General features: G+C 31.0%; 16 protein-coding genes and 1 pseudogene. 16 read left to right on the top strand and 1 reads right to left on the bottom strand.

All coding sequences use genetic code 11. From position 1 onward, the window contains the following. Window positions 1–3 precede the first annotated feature (3 nt). From HVS_RS13440 to HVS_RS13375, 14 genes are all read left to right on the top strand, one after another. Window positions 4–906 (top strand): SDR family oxidoreductase, encoded by a 903-nt coding sequence (locus HVS_RS13440; RefSeq protein ID WP_101303161.1) that lies wholly within the window; start codon window positions 4–6, stop codon window positions 904–906. Next, on the top strand, window positions 903–2,027 hold the full coding sequence (locus tag HVS_RS13435; protein WP_101303158.1) for a glycosyltransferase family 4 protein: 1,125 nt from the start codon (window positions 903–905) through the stop codon (window positions 2,025–2,027). Before HVS_RS13440 ends, HVS_RS13435 begins: the two co-directional genes overlap by 4 nt. Further along, the gene (locus tag HVS_RS13430) at window positions 2,014–3,360 is read left to right on the top strand and encodes a nucleotide sugar dehydrogenase (RefSeq protein WP_101303156.1); all 1,347 of its coding nucleotides are present in this window, start codon (window positions 2,014–2,016) and stop codon (window positions 3,358–3,360) included. Before HVS_RS13435 ends, HVS_RS13430 begins: the two co-directional genes overlap by 14 nt. Window position 3,361: 1 nt before the next feature. Continuing rightward, on the top strand, window positions 3,362–4,402 hold the full coding sequence (locus tag HVS_RS13425; RefSeq protein ID WP_101303154.1) for an NAD-dependent epimerase: 1,041 nt from the start codon (window positions 3,362–3,364) through the stop codon (window positions 4,400–4,402). A gap of 3 nt (window positions 4,403–4,405) precedes the next feature. Next, window positions 4,406–5,767 (top strand): phenylacetate--CoA ligase family protein, encoded by a 1,362-nt coding sequence (locus HVS_RS13420; protein WP_101303152.1) that lies wholly within the window; start codon window positions 4,406–4,408, stop codon window positions 5,765–5,767. A gap of 30 nt (window positions 5,768–5,797) precedes the next feature. After that, window positions 5,798–6,994 (top strand): glycosyltransferase family 4 protein, encoded by a 1,197-nt coding sequence (locus HVS_RS13415; protein ID WP_101303150.1) that lies wholly within the window; start codon window positions 5,798–5,800, stop codon window positions 6,992–6,994. Between the two features lie 63 nt (window positions 6,995–7,057). After that, window positions 7,058–8,167 (top strand): glycosyltransferase, encoded by a 1,110-nt coding sequence (locus HVS_RS13410; protein WP_101303147.1) that lies wholly within the window; start codon window positions 7,058–7,060, stop codon window positions 8,165–8,167. 11 nt (window positions 8,168–8,178) lie between these two features. Next, entirely contained in the window at window positions 8,179–9,234 is a 1,056-nt protein-coding gene (locus HVS_RS13405; RefSeq protein WP_101303145.1) for an EpsG family protein, read from the top strand. A 146-nt stretch (window positions 9,235–9,380) separates the two neighbouring features. Next, complete coding sequence (locus tag HVS_RS13400) at window positions 9,381–10,505, top strand: polysaccharide pyruvyl transferase family protein (protein ID WP_101303143.1); 1,125 nt, start codon at window positions 9,381–9,383, stop codon at window positions 10,503–10,505. Between the two features lie 2 nt (window positions 10,506–10,507). After that, a complete protein-coding gene (locus HVS_RS13395) occupies window positions 10,508–12,040 on the top strand; it encodes an oligosaccharide flippase family protein (protein ID WP_101303141.1) in 1,533 nt (510 codons plus the stop codon). Between the two features lie 26 nt (window positions 12,041–12,066). Further along, a complete protein-coding gene (locus HVS_RS13390) occupies window positions 12,067–13,266 on the top strand; it encodes a Coenzyme F420 hydrogenase/dehydrogenase, beta subunit C-terminal domain (protein ID WP_101303139.1) in 1,200 nt (399 codons plus the stop codon). 37 nt (window positions 13,267–13,303) lie between these two features. Continuing rightward, a complete protein-coding gene (locus tag HVS_RS13385; RefSeq protein WP_101303137.1) occupies window positions 13,304–13,792 on the top strand; it encodes a COG2426 family protein in 489 nt (162 codons plus the stop codon). A gap of 47 nt (window positions 13,793–13,839) precedes the next feature. Beyond that, window positions 13,840–14,847 (top strand): UDP-glucose 4-epimerase GalE, encoded by a 1,008-nt coding sequence (galE, locus tag HVS_RS13380; protein ID WP_101303135.1) that lies wholly within the window; start codon window positions 13,840–13,842, stop codon window positions 14,845–14,847. A gap of 94 nt (window positions 14,848–14,941) precedes the next feature. Continuing rightward, a complete protein-coding gene (locus HVS_RS13375) occupies window positions 14,942–15,403 on the top strand; it encodes a VanZ family protein (RefSeq protein ID WP_101303133.1) in 462 nt (153 codons plus the stop codon). Window positions 15,404–15,758: 355 nt separating this feature from the next. On the opposite strand, the pseudogene HVS_RS13370 reads toward HVS_RS13375, so the two are convergent. Then, a pseudogene (locus HVS_RS13370) lies at window positions 15,759–15,935 on the bottom strand (transposase); the annotation flags it as partial. Between the two features lie 167 nt (window positions 15,936–16,102). Between HVS_RS13370 and istA the strand changes: the two are divergent. Together istA and istB are read left to right on the top strand one after the other, a co-directional pair. Next, complete coding sequence (istA, locus tag HVS_RS13365; protein ID WP_101304298.1) at window positions 16,103–17,620, top strand: IS21 family transposase; 1,518 nt, start codon at window positions 16,103–16,105, stop codon at window positions 17,618–17,620. After that, window positions 17,614–18,339 (top strand): IS21-like element helper ATPase IstB, encoded by a 726-nt coding sequence (istB, locus tag HVS_RS13360; protein ID WP_101303131.1) that lies wholly within the window; start codon window positions 17,614–17,616, stop codon window positions 18,337–18,339. Before istA ends, istB begins: the two co-directional genes overlap by 7 nt. Window positions 18,340–18,427 lie beyond the last annotated feature (88 nt).

Here is an 18,427-nt window from a genome sequence, read left to right as displayed (position 1 = left end):
AAAATGTTATTAGTTACAGGAATTACAGGACATAGTGGTAAATATTTTTTACAAGAATTGATAAAGAATAAATATGAAGGTCCTATTCGATGTATTGTTAGAGAAAGCTCTGATACATCTTTGATTGATAACAGTGGATTAAATGTAGAGAAAATTGTAGGAGATTTAAACAGTCAGGAATTTATTAACAAAGCAATGGTAGGGGTTAATACTGTGATGCATATTTATAATATACATCATTCACCTATGATAATTAAGGCAGCTATCAATAATAATGTAAAAAGAGCAATTTTAGTACATACTACAGGAATTTATTCTAATTTTAAGAATGCCTCTGAGGAATATAAAAATATAGAAAAGGAAGTATTAGATTTAACAAAAGTTCCTAATTGTCCAACAAAGATTACAATTCTAAGACCTACTATGATATATGGAGATCTTTGTGATAGAAATATGAGTAAATTTATAAAAATGATAGATAAGCTTAGGATTATGCCAATAATTAGCAAAGGCAATAGTTTATTACAGCCTGTAAATGCCAGGGATTTAGGTAAAGCATTTTATACTGTGCTTATGCTTCCTAAAGAAACTCAGGGTAAAGCATATAATCTTTCAGGAAATAGCCCTATTAAAATGATAGATGTATTTAAGTTAATTAGTAAGGAATTGAATAAGAAAACTATTTTTATAAGTGTTCCTTTGGGCTTAGGAGTGTTTATGGCTAGGGTCCTTAAGATTATTTCTATTGGTAAAATTGATTACGTTGAAAAAGTTCAACGTATGGGTGAAGATAGGAATTATTCTCATGAAGAAGCAACTAAAGATTTTGGATATAAGCCAATGACTTTTGAAGAAGGAATTAGTATAGAAGTGAGACAGTACTTGAAAGCGAGAGGTATAAAATGAAGAAGATACTAATATTAGCAAATCACTTTATTACAATTTATGCATTTAGAAAAGAGTTAGTTGAAGAACTAATTAAAGATGGTAATGAGGTATTTTTAGCTTTACCTGAATCTAAAGATAATACTTTTTTTTCTGAAATGGGTTGTAAATTAATTAATACGCCTCTTGATAGAAGAGGAACAAATCCTATATCAGATATGAAATTATTATTACAGTATATTAGAATTATAAAGAAATCAAAACCTGATATAATTTTAACATATACAATTAAACCAAATATCTATGGAGGAATTGCTTCTAGGATTTGTAAATCCAAAGTAATACATACTGTAACTGGATTAGGTTCTGTATACATTCAAGATATGTGGCAGAAAGAAATAGTAGTTTTATTAAATAGATTAGCTTTTAAAAAAGCTTCAAAAATATATTTTTTAAATGAAGATAATGAAAAATTTTATAAAAAATTAAAAATTATTTCTTCAAATAATGATACAGCCATTGTACCAGGTTCTGGAGTTAATTTAGAGAAGTTTAAATATATGGAATTATTGCCAACGTCTAAAATAACTTTTACTTTTATTGGAAGAATATTGAAAGACAAAGGTATTGAAGAATTTTTATTTGCAGCAAAAATCCTTATTAATAAATATAATAATGTCAAATTCCAAGTAGTTGGTTTTGTAGATGAAAAAAAATATATAGAATTACTTGATAGATATCAAAAAAAAGGAATTATTGAATACTTAGGAAAAAGAGATGATATTCCGAAGATAATGGCTGAATCAACCTGTATTGTGTTACCTTCTTATGGTGAGGGTAGGGGAACTGTACTTCAAGAAGGAGCAGCTATTGGAAGGGCACTGATAACATGTGATACATATGGATGTAAAGAAAATGTTGAGGAAGGATACAATGGATTTTTATGTAAGGTAGCTGATCCAGAGTCTTTAACATGTGCTATGGAAAAATTTATTAAGTTATCTCATGAAGAAAAAGTTTTAATGGGAATGAGAAGTAGAAAAAAAGCAGAAATAGAGTTTGATAGAAATATTATCGTAAATGAGTACATGCAAGGGATTAAAAAAATACTAAAAGTAGGTGTTACAAATGAATCTATATGAAAAAATAATAAATAAGAAAGAAAAAATTGCGGTTATAGGATTAGGATATGTTGGATTACCATTAGCAGTATCTTTTGCAAAAGTTACAGATGTAATAGGATTTGATATATCAAAAGATAAGGTCAAAAATTATCTTAACGGTATAGATGTAACAAAAGAAGTAGGAAATGAAGCTTTAAAAGAAACTACTGCTTTATTTACTTCTAACGAAGAAGATTTAAGAAAAGCAAAGTTTCATATCGTCGCAGTACCTACTCCAATAAATAAGGATAAAACACCAAATTTAAATCCAGTAATAGGTGCTAGTAAAACATTAGGTAAAAATCTTGCAAAGGGTTCAATAGTAGTATATGAATCTACAGTATATCCCGGAGTAACAGAAGAAGTATGTGTACCAATATTGGAGCGAGAATCAGGTCTAAAATGTGGATTAGATTTTAAAGTAGGGTATTCTCCAGAGAGGATAAATCCAGGTGATAAAGTACATAGATTAGAGAACATTGTAAAAGTAGTATCAGGAATGGATGAAGAATCTTTAGATATTATTGCTAAAGTATATGAACTTGTTGTACAAGCTGGAGTTCATAGGGCAGAAAGTATTAAGGTAGCAGAAGCTGCAAAAGTAATAGAAAATTCTCAAAGAGATATAAACATAGCTTTTATGAATGAGCTTTCTATTATATTCAATAAATTAGGAATTGATACTAAGTCAGTACTAAAAGCAGCAGGTACAAAGTGGAACTTCTTAAATTTTACTCCAGGATTAGTAGGAGGACACTGTATAGGTGTAGATCCATATTATTTAACATATAAAGCAGAAGAAATAGGCTATCATTCTCAGATAATATTAGCAGGTAGAAAGATAAATGATAATATGGGAAAATATGTAGCTGAAAACACAGTAAAGTTAATGATAAAAGCTAATAAACAAATAAAAGGTGCAAAAGTGGCAGTATTAGGACTTACATTTAAAGAGAACTGTCCAGATGTTAGAAATACTAAAGTAATAGATATAATAAATGAACTGAAAGAATATGGAATAAACACATTAGTACATGATCCACAAGCAGATAAAAATGAAGTATTTGATGTATATGGTATAGATATAAAAGAAGCTGAAGATATAAAAGATGTAGATGCAGTAATATTAGCAGTACCACATGAAGAATATAAGGAGCTTACTTTAGAAGATATTAGCTCTCTATATAATAATAACTATGCTCATATAAACGGTAATAAAGATATAGATGACAAAAAGGTATTTATTGATGTAAAAGGCATATTTAATAGAAATAAAGCAGAAAAAATGGGCTACCTATATTGGAGGTTATAGGATGAGAAGTGATTATAAAGAATTAGATAATGAAAAAATATATTTAGTAACAGGAGCAGCAGGATTTATAGGGTTTCATCTTTCTAAAAGATTATTAGATGAAGGATGTCATGTAATTGGAATAGATAATCTTAATGATTATTATGATGTAAATTTAAAGAAAGCAAGATTAGAAATAATTAATAAATACGATAAATTTAAGTTTTTTAAAATAGATTTACAAGACAAAGAGTTCTTAGAAGAAATTTTTAAAGAACACAAAATAGATATAGTAGTTAATTTAGCAGCACAAGCTGGAGTAAGATATAGTATTACAAATCCAGATGTATACATTCAGTCTAATATAGTTGGATTTTTAAATATATTAGAAGTTTGCAGACATTATAAAGTAGAACATTTAGTATATGCATCATCCAGTTCAGTATATGGAATGAACGAAGTTATGCCATTTTCAGTCCATCATAATGTAGATCACCCTATTAGCTTATATGCAGCAACTAAGAAGTCCAATGAATTAATGGCTCATACTTATAGTCATTTATATAATTTGCCTACAACAGGATTAAGATTTTTCACAGTATATGGACCGTGGGGTAGGCCAGACATGGCATTATTCTTATTTACAGATGCTATTATGAATGATAAACCTATAAAAGTATTTAATCATGGGAAGATGAAAAGAGATTTTACTTATATAGACGATATAGTAGAGGGTATAGTTAGATTATTAAACAATCCACCAAAAGAAAATAAAGAATGGGATAAGATAAAAGCAGATCCAGGGACAAGTTCAGCACCATATAAGATTTATAATATAGGAAATAATAAGCCAGTTGAACTAATGGAATATATACAAACTATAGAAAAACATTTAGGAAAAGAAGCTAAAAAAGAATATTTACCACTACAAGATGGAGATGTGCCTATGACCTATGCAGATGTAGATGACTTAATAGATGATGTAGGTTTTAAGCCAGATACATCTATAAATGAGGGTATAAGTAAGTTTGTTGAATGGTATAAGGAATATTATGAGGTGTAGATTATGAAATATCAAAATATATATGATAGATCACCAATTTTTTTTCAAAATTTTATGGCTACAATATATGGATATAAAGTAAAGAGAAATCGCTATGGGAAGACATATTATGATTATTTGAAATATCTAGATAAAATACATAAATATTCTAGAGAAGAGTTAGAAACTCTACAGTTTAATGAGCTAATGAAACTATTGAATAATACAGTGGAAAAAAGTAAATTTTATAGAGAACTATATGAAGGCATAGATATTAATTCATTTAAGTCTATTGATGATCTAAAGAAATTACCTATGGTAACAAAAGAAATGATAAGGCAGAATATTGATGATGTAATAACTATACCAAAATCAGGAGCATCTGTAGGTAATACAGGAGGTACAACTGGTAAATCCCTTACTGTTTATAACCGACCTGAAGATAGTCAAAAAAGAATGGCTACACTAGATTATTTTAAAATGAAGCACGGATTTAGAAATATGGAAATGAAAAAGGCAACTTTTATGGGAAAACATATTGTACCACCAACACAAAAAAAGAAAGTTTTTTGGAGATATAATGCAGCAATCAAACAGATGGTTTACTCATCATTTCATATCACTGAAGAAAATATACCTTATTATATAGAAAGCTTAAATAAGCTTAAGCCGGTTGCGATAGATGGTTTTCCATCATCTATGTATGATATTGCATCATATATGATAAGAAATAATATAATATTTGAGTTTAAACCTTTAGCGATTTTTCCGACATCTGAAACTGTTACAACAGAATATAGAGAAGTGATTGAAAAAGCTTTTGGTGCAAAAGTTAGAGATCAATATGCTTCATCAGAAGGGGCTCCATTTGTATGGGAATGTGAATGTGGAAATTATCATTATGATATTACTACAGGTGTAATAGAGAGTATGGATGATTCAAATGAGGTTTTAGTAACAAGTTTTACAACATATGGTACACCATTAATTAGGTACAGGATTGGAGATAGTATGGTATTTGAAGATCCTAGTAAAGTTTGTGGTTGTGGATTCAATACACCTTTAGTTAAGTCTATAGAAGGAAGAGCAATTGATTTCTTGTATTCTACAAAAGGTGGGAAAATAAGTCTTGTAAATGTATCAAACATATTTAAATATATGCCTAACACAATTACAAAAGCACAATTAATACAAGATTCATTAACTCATATGTTAGTTAAAATTGTAGTTGATGGAGATTTTACCAATAGAGATAAGAAGATATTGACAGACGAGATAAAGCATAAATTTGGTAATGATATGAAAGTTGATTTTGAAGTTGTAGACGATATACCTAGAGAAATGAGTGGGAAATATAAGTTGATTGTTAATAAGGTAAAGCTATAGTGATATAGAACTTTAAATGGAGGTAGAATAATGAAGGTAGCTTTTTTTCATGATGCTCCATTAGTATATGGAAAAGATGGACAAGTTTATTCAGTAGGATTTGGATACAACATTTGGGAAAGGTATTTGGCAGTTTTTGATTCGATCGTAGTTTCTACTAGAATGAGAATAGATGATCCTATTGATGACTCTATGACAAAAAATATGAAATTATCTAGTGGACCTAGGGTAAAATTTAAACCCATAAGTGAATATAGAAAAAGTGTAGACATGATATTTAATAGGAAAAAAATATCCAATCAAGTTAGAGAAATATTAGAGCAGTGTGATTGTACAATAATAAGACTACCAAGTTTCATAGGGGGAATAGCATGTAAAGAAGCTGAAAAAATGGGTAAACCATATTTAGTGGAAGTAGTAGGTTGTGCATGGGATGCTTTGTGGAATCATAGTGTAATGGGAAAAATAGTTGCTCCTTTTATGTATTCTAGAACAAAACACTCTGTATTATATGCTTCTCATGTTATTTATGTTACTAATCAATTTCTACAAAAGAGGTACCCAACGCATGGGGAAAGTATAAGTTGCTCTAATGTAGCTTTACAAGAATTTGATGATAAAATTCTTATAAATAGGTTAAATAAAATTAGAAATAGAGGTAAAAATGATAATATAATTATTGGGACTACTGCTGCGGTAGATGTGCGTTATAAAGGTCAACAATATGTAATTCATGTATTAGGTAAACTAAAAAAGAGAGGAATTACTAATTTTAAATATCAACTTGTAGGTGGAGGAGATCAATCTTACTTAAAATCTATCGCTAAGAAATATGGCGTGATTGATCAGATTGAATTTTTAGGGGCTATGCCACATGGGAAAGTTATTAATTGGTTAGATAATATTGATATATATATACAACCTAGTTTAACAGAAGGTTTACCAAGAGCATTGATAGAAGCAATGAGCAGGGGTGTCCTAGCAATTGGGTCAGATGCTGGTGGAATCCCAGAATTATTGGATGATAAATACATAGTTAGGAATATAAGCAAAAATGTAGATAATATAAGCGATATTCTGGAATCAATTAATAAAAAAAGCATGGAAACACAAGCAAAAAGAAATTTTGAAGAATCTAAAAAATATGATAGAGAAAGAATAGAAAAAAATAGAAAAGATTTTTTTGAAAAGTTTAGAAAGTTTGTGGAAGATAACAAAAAAGAATAAGAACATTTATCGATATTATTAAAGTACAAACTATTTAAACGATCTGGAAGTAGAGGGGTATATATGATAAAGATTTTACATATTGTTTCATCACTTGAATATGGTGGTGGAGTACAGACGATGCTATATAATTACTACACAAACATGAACAATAAAGATATCTGTTTTGACTTTATTGTACATGGAAATAAAAAGGGAGAGTATGAAGAATTGTTCGGAGAAATGGGTTCTACAATTATACATGTTACTCCTAAGAAAAAATCTTTACTAAAGAATCTAAAAGAAATTAATCATGTAATGTTAATGAAAGACTATGATATTGTGCATGTCCATCAGAATCTTTCATCAGGTTTGTCTTTACTGCTAGCTAAAATACATAATATACCAATTAGAATATCCCATTCACATAGCTATAAGAAGAATAATAGCTTACTACAAACTTTTAAAGAATTTCCTCTTAGATTCTTAAACAATAATTTTTCAAATTATAAATTTGCATGTGAGAGAAATGCGGGTAAGTGGTTATTCGGAAATACATGGGAAGAAAATGAATATAACTTAATTATGTACAATGCGATTGACTTGAATAAGTTTTCTTATAATCCTAAGATAAGAAATAATTATAGGGAAGAGCTAGGTCTAAATAATAAGTTTATAATGCTTCATATTGGTAGATTATCAAATGAAAAAAATCAAGAATTTTCAATAGAAATATTAAAAGAGTTATTATCTATAGAACCGAATGCAGTTTTATTATTAGTTGGTTCAGGGAATAATGAAGAAAAATTAAAAAACATTGTTCAAGGAAAAGGATTGAACAATTATGTTAAATTTTTAGGGGTTAGAAAAGATGTTTCTGAGTTGATGAATGCAGCTGATATATTATTGTTACCTTCTAAGAATGAAGGATTAGGGATGGTAGCAATAGAAGCTCAATCATGTGGCCTAAAGGTTTTAGCATCCGATAATGTTCCTAGAGCAACAAATTTGACTGAACTAATAGAGTATTTACCTCTTGATTCTAGTATTAATATTTGGATAGAAAAAATAATAAGCTCCAAATCTTATAAAAGAAAGGTGTTAATAGAAAATACCAAATTTCATAACTACTCTATTCAAATGCAAGCAAAAAAATATGAAGAGTGGATAAGAAACAGAATTTTAAACAAATAGAAGGAGTTAATATGAGTATTTATATTATTAATATGCTAATGATAGGTGTATATTCACTGTTTTATAAATTGCTAAGTAATAGAAGGAGAAATAATAAAACAATAAAAAAGTTGTTAATATCTATTGTAACTTTACAACTATTTATTATTTTGGCATTGAGAAAAAATACTGTGGGTGTAGACATAAATGGTTATATAAGACAATTTCATTATATCAGTTATTCTACTTTTAACGATATTTTATTACTTAGACATGAAATAGGTTATAAATTATTAGTGAAGTTTATAAGTTACATTACAAATAATGAGCAGGTATTTCTAGCTATTATTGCAGGGATTTCTATTTTCCCTATAGGGAGATTTATATATAAATATTCTAAAATGCCATTTATAAGCTTTGCATTATATATTTCCTTTAATTTTTATGCTTTTGTTTTTTCAGGGTTAAGGCAAGCTATAGCATTTTCGATAGTTTTTATTAGTTATGATTATATTAGGGAACAAAAACTATTTAAGTTTTTAGTAACAGTTATTTTAGCAGCTTTATTTCATAAGTCGGCTATATTTTTTATTCCAGCATATGCGATTTCGAAAATTAAATTAAATAAAAAAAGTATGTCAGCATTTTTATTAGGGAGCTTGTTAATATTTGTTTTCAGAAGAAGTATTATGGAGTTGGTAACTAAATATATCTTTGATTCCTACAATATTGTTGAATCACGGTCATTTACATGGTTTTTATTAAGTTTATTTATTTATATTATATGTCTATTGTTTAATAAGGGAACCATAGAAAGAAATTATAGAAGTAATGAATTATATATGTTAGTTGCAACAGGAATTTCTATCATGCTCTTTGCTACTGTTGCTACAAATGCTATGAGAATGGCTAATTACTATTATATTTTTTCGATTTTATTGGTTCCAGAAGTTATATATTCAATAAAGGATAGTAAACTGGCCTTATTATGTGCATACTTATTGATTATAGGCATTGTGATACTTAGTTTTTGGTTTTTATATAATGATGGATACGGTATTGTTCCATACCAATTTTTTTGGCAATAAATTACCATATTGATGTAAAATTTAATATATAAGAAGTCTATGAAGGATATGTAACCTAGTTTTACTTTTCAAATTTTATTTATAATAAGATTAATCATATATTAAAGTTATATTAAATTATATTAAAAGATAGGGATGTGAAGATGATGAGAAAAATTGGAATAATGACATTAAATGGGTATTATAATTATGGTAATAGATTGCAAAATTATGCATTACAAGAGAGTTTAAAATTTTTAGGATTTGTAGTGGAAACAATTATTAATCGTAGAACACCAAAAAAGACAAAGTTTATCAAAAGAATTCATAATTTAGGAACTAATTCTTATAAAGAAATATATATAAAAGCTTATAACAAGACTTGGAGAAAGATAAGAAAGAAAAGTATAGTTAAAAGAACTGAAAATTTTAAAGAATTTACATTAAACTATATTAATGAAACTAACTACTTTATTTCAGAAAATAATATCCCTAAAAATTTATCGGATAGATATGATTATTTTGTTACTGGAAGTGATCAAGTATGGAATCCTGTGAATACTTTAGGTTCTTCAATTTTTTTTCTAACATTTGCAGAAAAACATAAAAGAATTGCCTATGCGCCAAGTTTTGGGGTTTCTGAAATAAAACCTGAATACAAAGAAAAATATAAAGAATGGATTTCTGAAATTCCATGGCTATCAGTTAGGGAAGATGATGGAGCTAGAATAATTAAAGAATTAACAGGAAGGGATGCACCTGTTTTAGTAGACCCTACATTACTTCTTACAAAAGAAAAATGGTTATCTATAGCTAAGGAAGCCCAAAATAAACCTAAGGGTAATTATCTATTGACATATTTTTTAGGAGGAATACCGCCTAAATATAAAAAGCAGATTAAGAAAATAGCTAAAGTAAACAATTTAGAGGTTATAAATTTAGCTGATATAAGAGATAAGGAAACTTATAGGACAGGCCCTAGTGAATTTATAGATTATATAAATTCATGTAGTGTATTTTGTACTGATTCATTCCATGGGGCAGTTTTTTCTATATTATTTGAAAAACCTTTTATTGTTTATGAAAGAATGGGTTCTACTTTATCTATGTTTTCAAGAATAGAAACTTTACTAAAGAAGTTTAAATTGGAATCCAGAAAAGCTGAAAATATTAAATCAAATGAAGATGTATTCAATATAGATTTTTCACATGTGCCAGCTATTTTAGAGGCAGAGAGAAAAAAATCTTATGATTTCTTAAAAGAAGCACTAAATGTAAAAGATGGGGATTAAATATGAAAATTAATCAATTAAAAGCTGGAGCTCTTTTATCTTATGTATCTATGGGATTGGGGTATATTATTTCAATATTATATACCCCAATAATGTTAAGACTACTAGGACAAAGTGAATATGGACTATATAATTTAGTTTCTTCAGTTGTAAGTTATTTAGGTCTACTTAACTTTGGATTTGGAAGCGCATATATGAGATATTACTCTAGGTACAGAGTTGAAAATGACGAAGAGAATATAGCAAAGTTAAATGGAATGTTTTTGACAGTTTTTACAATTATCGGTTTAGTTGCAATGTTAGCAGGAATGGTTCTTGTATTGAATACAGAGCTTATTTTTGGTGACAAGCTTACAGCAAATGAATTATCTAAAGCAAAAATATTAATGGCCATAATGGTATTTAATTTATCAACTTCCTTTCCAGCAAGTGTATTCAACTCATATATTACAGCTAATGAACAATATGTATTTCAGAAAATAGTCCAGATGATAAAGACAGTTTTGAGTCCATTTATAATGTTACCAGTATTATTAATGGGATATAAATCTATTGGGATGGTAGTAGTTACAACAATATTAACCATTACAGTTGAAATAGTTAACATAATTTTTTGTTTAAAAAAATTAAAGATAAAATTTTCATTTAGTGAATTTAACTTTGGTTTAATGAAAGAAATGACTATTTTTTCATCATATATTTTTATAAATATGATTGTAGATCAAATTAATTGGAACTTAGATAAATTTATATTAGGAAGATATAGAGGAACGGTTTCTGTAGCTATATATGGATTAGCAGCCCAGTTAAATAACTACTATACATCTTTATCAAGTGCCATCTCTAGTGTTTTTATACCAAGAGTTAATCGAATGGTAGCTGCTAATAACGACAATCGAGAATTAACAATTCTGTTTACTAAAGTAGGGCGTATTCAATTTATTTTATTAGCTCTAATATGTACTGGTTTTATTTTTTTTGGACAACCATTTATAAATATGTGGGCTGGAACTAATTATAGTGAAGCATATCCAATAACACTGCTATTAATTGTTCCAGTTACAATTGCATTAATTCAAAATTTAGGCATTGAAATACAAAGGGCAAAAAACATGCATCAATTTAGATCGTGGTTATACTTTTTTGTAGCTGTTGGTAACCTTATTTTAAGTGTTCCTTTGGCTAAAGTTTATGGTGGCATAGGAGCAGCAACTGGTACTGCTATATCTTTAATTGTAGGAAATATATTGATAATGAATTTGTATTATCATAATAGAGTTGGGTTAAACATGAAATACTTTTGGAGAGAAATATTTAAATTAATCAAGGCACTTTTCCCACCAATTTTTGTTGGTATATTGATGTATATATTTATAGATTTATATAATGTTCTTAAATTCTTAACATATGGTTTAATTTATGTAGTGGTATATATACTTTCTATATGGTTTTTAGGTATGAACAATTATGAAAAAAACCTGATACGTAAACCGCTAATTAAAATAATTAAAAAGTTAGCTTTGTCTATCAAATAAAATTTTATATAAAAAGGATGAGTAATATGATTGACCTAGAAATAAAACAAAAAATAGATTGTACGGGCTGTTATGCTTGTTTTAATATTTGTCCAAAAAATTGCATAGAAATGGAAAACGACTATGAGGGTTTTTGGTATCCAAAAGTTGATTCTAATGAATGTATAAAGTGTGAACAGTGTATAAGGGTTTGTCCAATTTTAAATAAAACTATTGTTGAAAATGAACCAATGGCATATGCATGCTATAATAAAGATGAAAATATAAGAATTAATAGTTCTTCTGGTGGTATTTTTACCCTAGTAGCAGAAGAAATTATTAATAGAGGCGGTGTTGTTTTTGGTGTAGGATTTGATGAAGATTTCAATGTAGCACATAGTTATGTAGAATCCTACGGCGAACTAGATCGGTTTAGAGGATCAAAATATGTTCAAAGTAAGATAGGAGATACTTTTAAACAAGCAAAAGATTTTTTAGACCAAGGAAGAGAGGTACTATTTACAGGTACGCCTTGCCAAATAGCAGGGTTAAAATCATATATAGGAAAAGACTATAATAATCTTTTTTGTATGGACAACATTTGTCATGGAGTGCCATCCCCTAAAGTATGGAGAAAATATGTTGATTTCAGAGAAAGAAAATCTGGTTCTAAGGTCCAGAGAATCTCTTTCAGACTTAAGGATGAAGGCTGGAAGAGATACTCTGTATCATTCTTATTTGAGAACAATACAGAGTATCGTGACAATCTTAGAAACGATTTTTACATGAGAGCATTTTTAAAAGATGTATGCCTAAGGCCTTCATGCTATGCTTGCGAATTTAAGACATTGAATAGAGAAAGTGATATTACAATGGCAGATTTCTGGGGTATTCAAAGGATATTACCAGAAATGGATGATGACAAGGGTACATCTTTAATATTTGTAAATAGCCCAAAAGGACAAGCCATGATAGAAAAGGTTAAAGATAAAATGATATATAAATTAGTAGATATTCATCAAGCTGTATCTTTTAACTCAGCAGCTATTAAATCTGTAAAGCTTAATCCAAATAGGGAGAATTTCTTTGAAGAATTAGATGAGTTGGATTTTGATAAGTTAGTAAAAAAATATTGTGCTGATAAATTATCAATTAGAGTTAAGAGAAAGATCATTACAATAGGTATTTTTATATTAAAGAAAACAGGGACTCTTAATTTAGTTAAATCTATTTTAAGGAAAAATTAATCTTAATAAGAAATTCAAATGCAAAAAGGGGAAGCAAATGGAAACACTATTACAACAACTACTAAATTTTTTATCAATAGAGTTTACAGTAATGCTAACAGCAGCATTACCTATCATAGAGCTTAGAGGAGCAATCCCAGTAGGCATATCTTTAGGATTATCTCCTATTCATGCTACTATTATAGCTTTTATAGGTAGTATGATACCTGTACCTTTTATTTTATTTACCATTAGGCCTATTTTTAATTATTTAAAGGCTACAAGAACTTTTAAAAAATTAGTAAATAAATTAACTGATAGATCTATGAATAATAATAGTGGAAAGATACAGAAATATGGTGTATGGGGACTTATACTTATAGTAGCTATACCTCTTCCAGGAACAGGAGTATGGAGCGGAAGCTTAATTGCAGCATTGATGGATATGAGATTTAAATGGGCTTTTCCTGCAATACTTATGGGTAATGCAATAGCTGGTATTATAATAATGTTATTAAGTCATGGAGTAGTTAGTGTAATTTCTTAAGTGAAAATTGAGTTAATAAACCAATTTAAAATGGGGGATTTATGCATATGTCTATATTAATTACAGGAGGTGCAGGTTATATTGGAAGTCATACCTGTGTAGAGTTGTTAAATACAGGTTATGATGTTGTTGTAGTGGACAACCTTTCTAATAGTAAACCTGAATCTCTAAAACGTATACAAGAAATAACGGGAAAGTCATTGAAATTCTATAATGTCGACATATTAAATAAAGAAAAACTTGAAGAAGTATTTAATGAAAATGAAATAGAAGCTGTAATTCATTTTGCTGGTCTTAAGGCTGTAGGAGAGTCAGTTGAACTTCCTATTAGCTATTATCATAACAATATTACCGGAACTCTTATACTTTGTGAAGTAATGAAAAAACACAATGTAAAAAAGATAGTATTTAGTTCTTCAGCTACTGTATATGGAATGAATAATAAATCTCCATTAACGGAAGATTTACCTCTTAGTGCAACTAATCCCTATGGCTGGACTAAACTAATGATAGAACAGATTTTAAGAGATATATATATTTCTGATAAAGAATGGAGTGTATCTATACTAAGGTATTTTAATCCTATCGGTGCTCATGAAAGTGGGAAAATAGGCGAGGACCCAAATGGTATACCTAATAATTTAATGCCCTATATTACTCAAGTTGCTATTGGTAAAATGGACAAACTTAATATCTTTGGTAATGATTATGATACTCATGATGGAACTGGAGTAAGAGACTATATTCATGTAGTAGATTTAGCTAAAGGGCATTTAAAGGCTCTTAATAAGATCTTAGATACTACAGGTATAGATACATATAACTTAGGAACAGGTATTGGTTATAGTGTTCTCGACGTAGTTAAGAGCTTTGAAAAGGCTACAGGTATTAAGATACCTTATAAAATAACAAATAGAAGACCTGGTGATATTGCTATATGTTATGCTGATCCTACTAAAGCTTATAATGAGTTAGGCTGGAAAGTAGAAAAAAACCTAGAAGATATGTGTAGGGATGCATGGAGATGGCAGAAGTTAAATCCTCAGGGATATTAAAATTTGTTAAAAGTCAATAGGATAGTTAGAATAGCAGTAAATAAGCCAGTAAAAAATGGTATGGTTGGTAAATTGATTGGTGGTTATTAAATATATGAAAAGAAAAATACTTTCTTGGGTATTAGTGGTACTTTGGATGGCTTTGATATTTTATCTATCACATCAACCAGCTATTGAATCTAATAGATTGAGTACAGGAATAACTGAAAAAATAGTGGTAATGGTAGAAAAAGTTGCTCCTGATATTAAGTTTAACATGGGAAGATTCAATCATATAATACGAAAGAGTGCACATTTTTTCGCCTATTTAGTTCTTGGGATTCTAATGATAAATGGGTTAAGCAGTAGTGATATATATGGATTTAAAGGTATTGGCTTAGCGATACTAATATGCATACTATATGCTATTAGTGATGAGGTGCATCAGTTATTTGTCACTGGAAGAGGTGGACAGGTTAAGGATGTAATGATTGATAGTGCTGGGGCTGTTATTGGGATATTAGGGTATAAATGGCTCAGTAGTATTGGAAGAATTTATTACAGAAAAGTTGAATAATTAGATAAAAAAGAAAAACATTGAATTTATGTTTTTGGATGATAGGTCAATATTAACATGGACAGCTTGGATAACATAAATAAGCTGTCTTTTTTATATCTAATCTTATACAACTTAGGTGTTAAAGTATGTGGTTTAAGGGGGAGGGAGGGTTAGTGTCAAGTAATGTTCGCAAAAACCATCTAAAAAAAATCCGTAATGGTAAGTGACTAATTGTGATTGTGAATCAAGGGCGAACGAGGCGAATTCATCTTGTCCCTTGAGTCCCGCAGAACTCAAAATCACCCTTTTTGAGTGATTAGATACAAACCACCTGCCTTCCGGCGAGGATGGGGCTTGGGGCAGCGCCCCAAAATCAGGCAGCCATTCGGTCCTCTTGTGTTAACTGGATAGTTTCTGGCTTTATATAGCAGCGGCCTGATGACCAGTCTTCAGCATATTCTATTAAGTACGTGGTAACCAGCCTGATGTACGAGTCCATGCTAGGAAAAATGCCTACAACATTAGTCCGTCTACGTATCTCGCGATTCAAATATTTATTGCATAATAAAAACGGACGAAGTTGCAAAAAAATTTCCCCAGTTTTGCAACGATGATTTCCTCATAATTGCAAAAGGCCATTGAAGGCACCACACCAACATAATATCCTTGTGATTGATCGACCAAATCAGTTACAAGGAGGATTGGAGGATGCTATCAATGACCCAAATCAAGGATATCAGAAAAATGTATTTTGAGGAAGGGAAAAATATCAGCCAGATAGCCAGAGAAACCGGCCATGATCGCAAAACGGTGAGAGCATATCTTGACAAAGTGGACTGGAACCAGAAGCCACCGAAAGTGAAGAAGGAAACAGCCTTTCCGAAACTTAATCCATACAAGGATGACATTGACACATGGCTAAACGAGGATAAAAAGGCCAGGCGCAAGCAAAGACACACAGCAAAACGAATATACGACCGGCTGGTGGAAAAGTACGGAGAAGGCTTCAACTGTTCCTACAGGACTGTAGCGGGATATGTAGCTGTAAAGAAAAAAGAGATATTCAGCGCAAAAGAAGGATTTCTGCCATTAAAGCATACACCTGGTGAGGCTCAGGCAGACTTTGGCGATGCTGACTTTTATGAAAATGGCAGGCACTACAGAGGGAAAAGTCTGACTTTATCATTTCCACACAGCAACAAGGGATATACTCAGCTATTCAAAGGAGAGAACCAAGAATGCCTGTTCGAGGGTTTGAAGGCAATATTTGAGCACATAGGAGGAGTGCCGCCAAGGATATGGTTTGATAATGCCAGCACCATAGTAGCTAAGGTAATAAAAGGCGGAGGCAGGAATCTGACAGATGACTTCATGCGTTTCATGGAACATTACCGTTTCGAAGCGGCCTTCTGTAATGTAGATGCCGGACATGAAAAAGGCAATGTGGAGAACAAGGTTGGCTATCATAGGAGAAACATGCTGGTACCGGTACCACGTTTTGAAGACATCAGTGAATTCAATGAAGAACTCCTGAGAAGGTGTGAAGAAGATGCCAAAAGGACGCATTACCGAAAGAACGGGACGATCGAAGAGCTATACAGAGACGATAAAACAGCCCTTCTGGAACTGCCCAAAACAGCTTTTGATACAAGCAAATACATAACAGTGAAGACAAACGGATATGGCAAATTTTTGCTCAACAAAGGCCTGCACGAATATTCCTCAGCGCCTAAATTCGCAAACAAATATGTACTGGTCAGGCTGACTGCCTTTCATGTAACAGTGCTTGATGAAAGCTATCGGGAGATAGTGCGTCATGAAAGGCTCTACGGTAACTATAAGCAACAAAGCATGCAGTGGTTGCCGTATCTTAATCTGTTGGCACGAAGGCCGGGCGCGTTGAAATACACAGGTGTTTATCATATGTTGCCGCAGCCCATAAAAGAGTATATGGAGGATTTAAGCAAGCAAGAAAAAGGGAAAGTGTTAAGAACAATTGCCGACCTGACACAAAGGAGCAGCTTTGAAAAAGCGGTTGAGACCATTCGTGCTGCACTATCCTATGGAGTTACTGATGTAGATAGTTTAATAAATCTACACAGCCGGCTGCATGAAAAAGCACTGCAGCTTGAACCAGTGCGTCTGCCTGAACATATACCAAATCTAAAAAGGTACGAGCCTAACTTTATAGCCTATGACAAATGTCTTGGGAAGGCAGGTGTAAAGGGATGTTAGAGTATGATATTGCTTCTTGCTGTAAGAGGCTTCGTTTAAGCAAAAACATCGTGGAAATGTCGGTGAAGATCCAGGCAGACAGCCATCAGGAGTATCTGCTTAAACTTCTTCAAGCGGAGATAACACACCGTGAAAAAGCAAGGAGGGATAAGTTGCTAAAAAAGGCTGGTTTTTATACCATAAAGACCTTTGAAAGCTTTAGGTTTGATGAAGTAACTCTTCCCAGCGGTGTTACTCCGGAATACCTTAAAGAATGTGAATTTATCGCAAACAAGACCAACATTGTCATGTATGGCAACGTTGGAACCGGGAAGACGCATCTTTCCATAGCCTTAGGAGTGGAAGCGTGTAAGAAGGGTTTAGAGGTTAGGTTTTTCAGGACATCAGCCCTTGTGAACAAGTTGGCGGAGCAAAAGAAAGCCGGGAGTTTATCTGCTTTTCTAAAAACACTTAATAAGGCCGATCTATTGATCTGTGATGAGTGGGGTTATGTCCCTCTTGACCGTGTAGGTGCGCAGCTTTTGTTTGAAGTAATATCAGAGTGTTATGAGCGTAAATCGGTAATTATCAATACCAATATAGAGTTTTCAAGATGGGTAAATGTGTTCTATGACGAGCAGATGACTGGAGCTATCATCGACCGGCTACTCCACCACTGCCACCTGCTGCTGTTTCCCGGTCAAAGCAACAGGCTACGGGAATCAGCACTAAACATATGAGATTTTGCTGCCAAAGTTGCTGGGGTTGACATAAAATTTCCCCACCGGTGCCTGGGGAAAAATTTTTGCAAAAGTGAGGAAATTTCTG

Source organism: Acetivibrio saccincola (assembly GCF_002844395.1).
Lineage (GTDB): Bacteria > Bacillota > Clostridia > Acetivibrionales > Acetivibrionaceae > Herbivorax > Herbivorax saccincola.
Note: the sequence above shows the minus strand (reverse complement) of the source record. Positions and strands in the feature narration are given on the sequence as shown.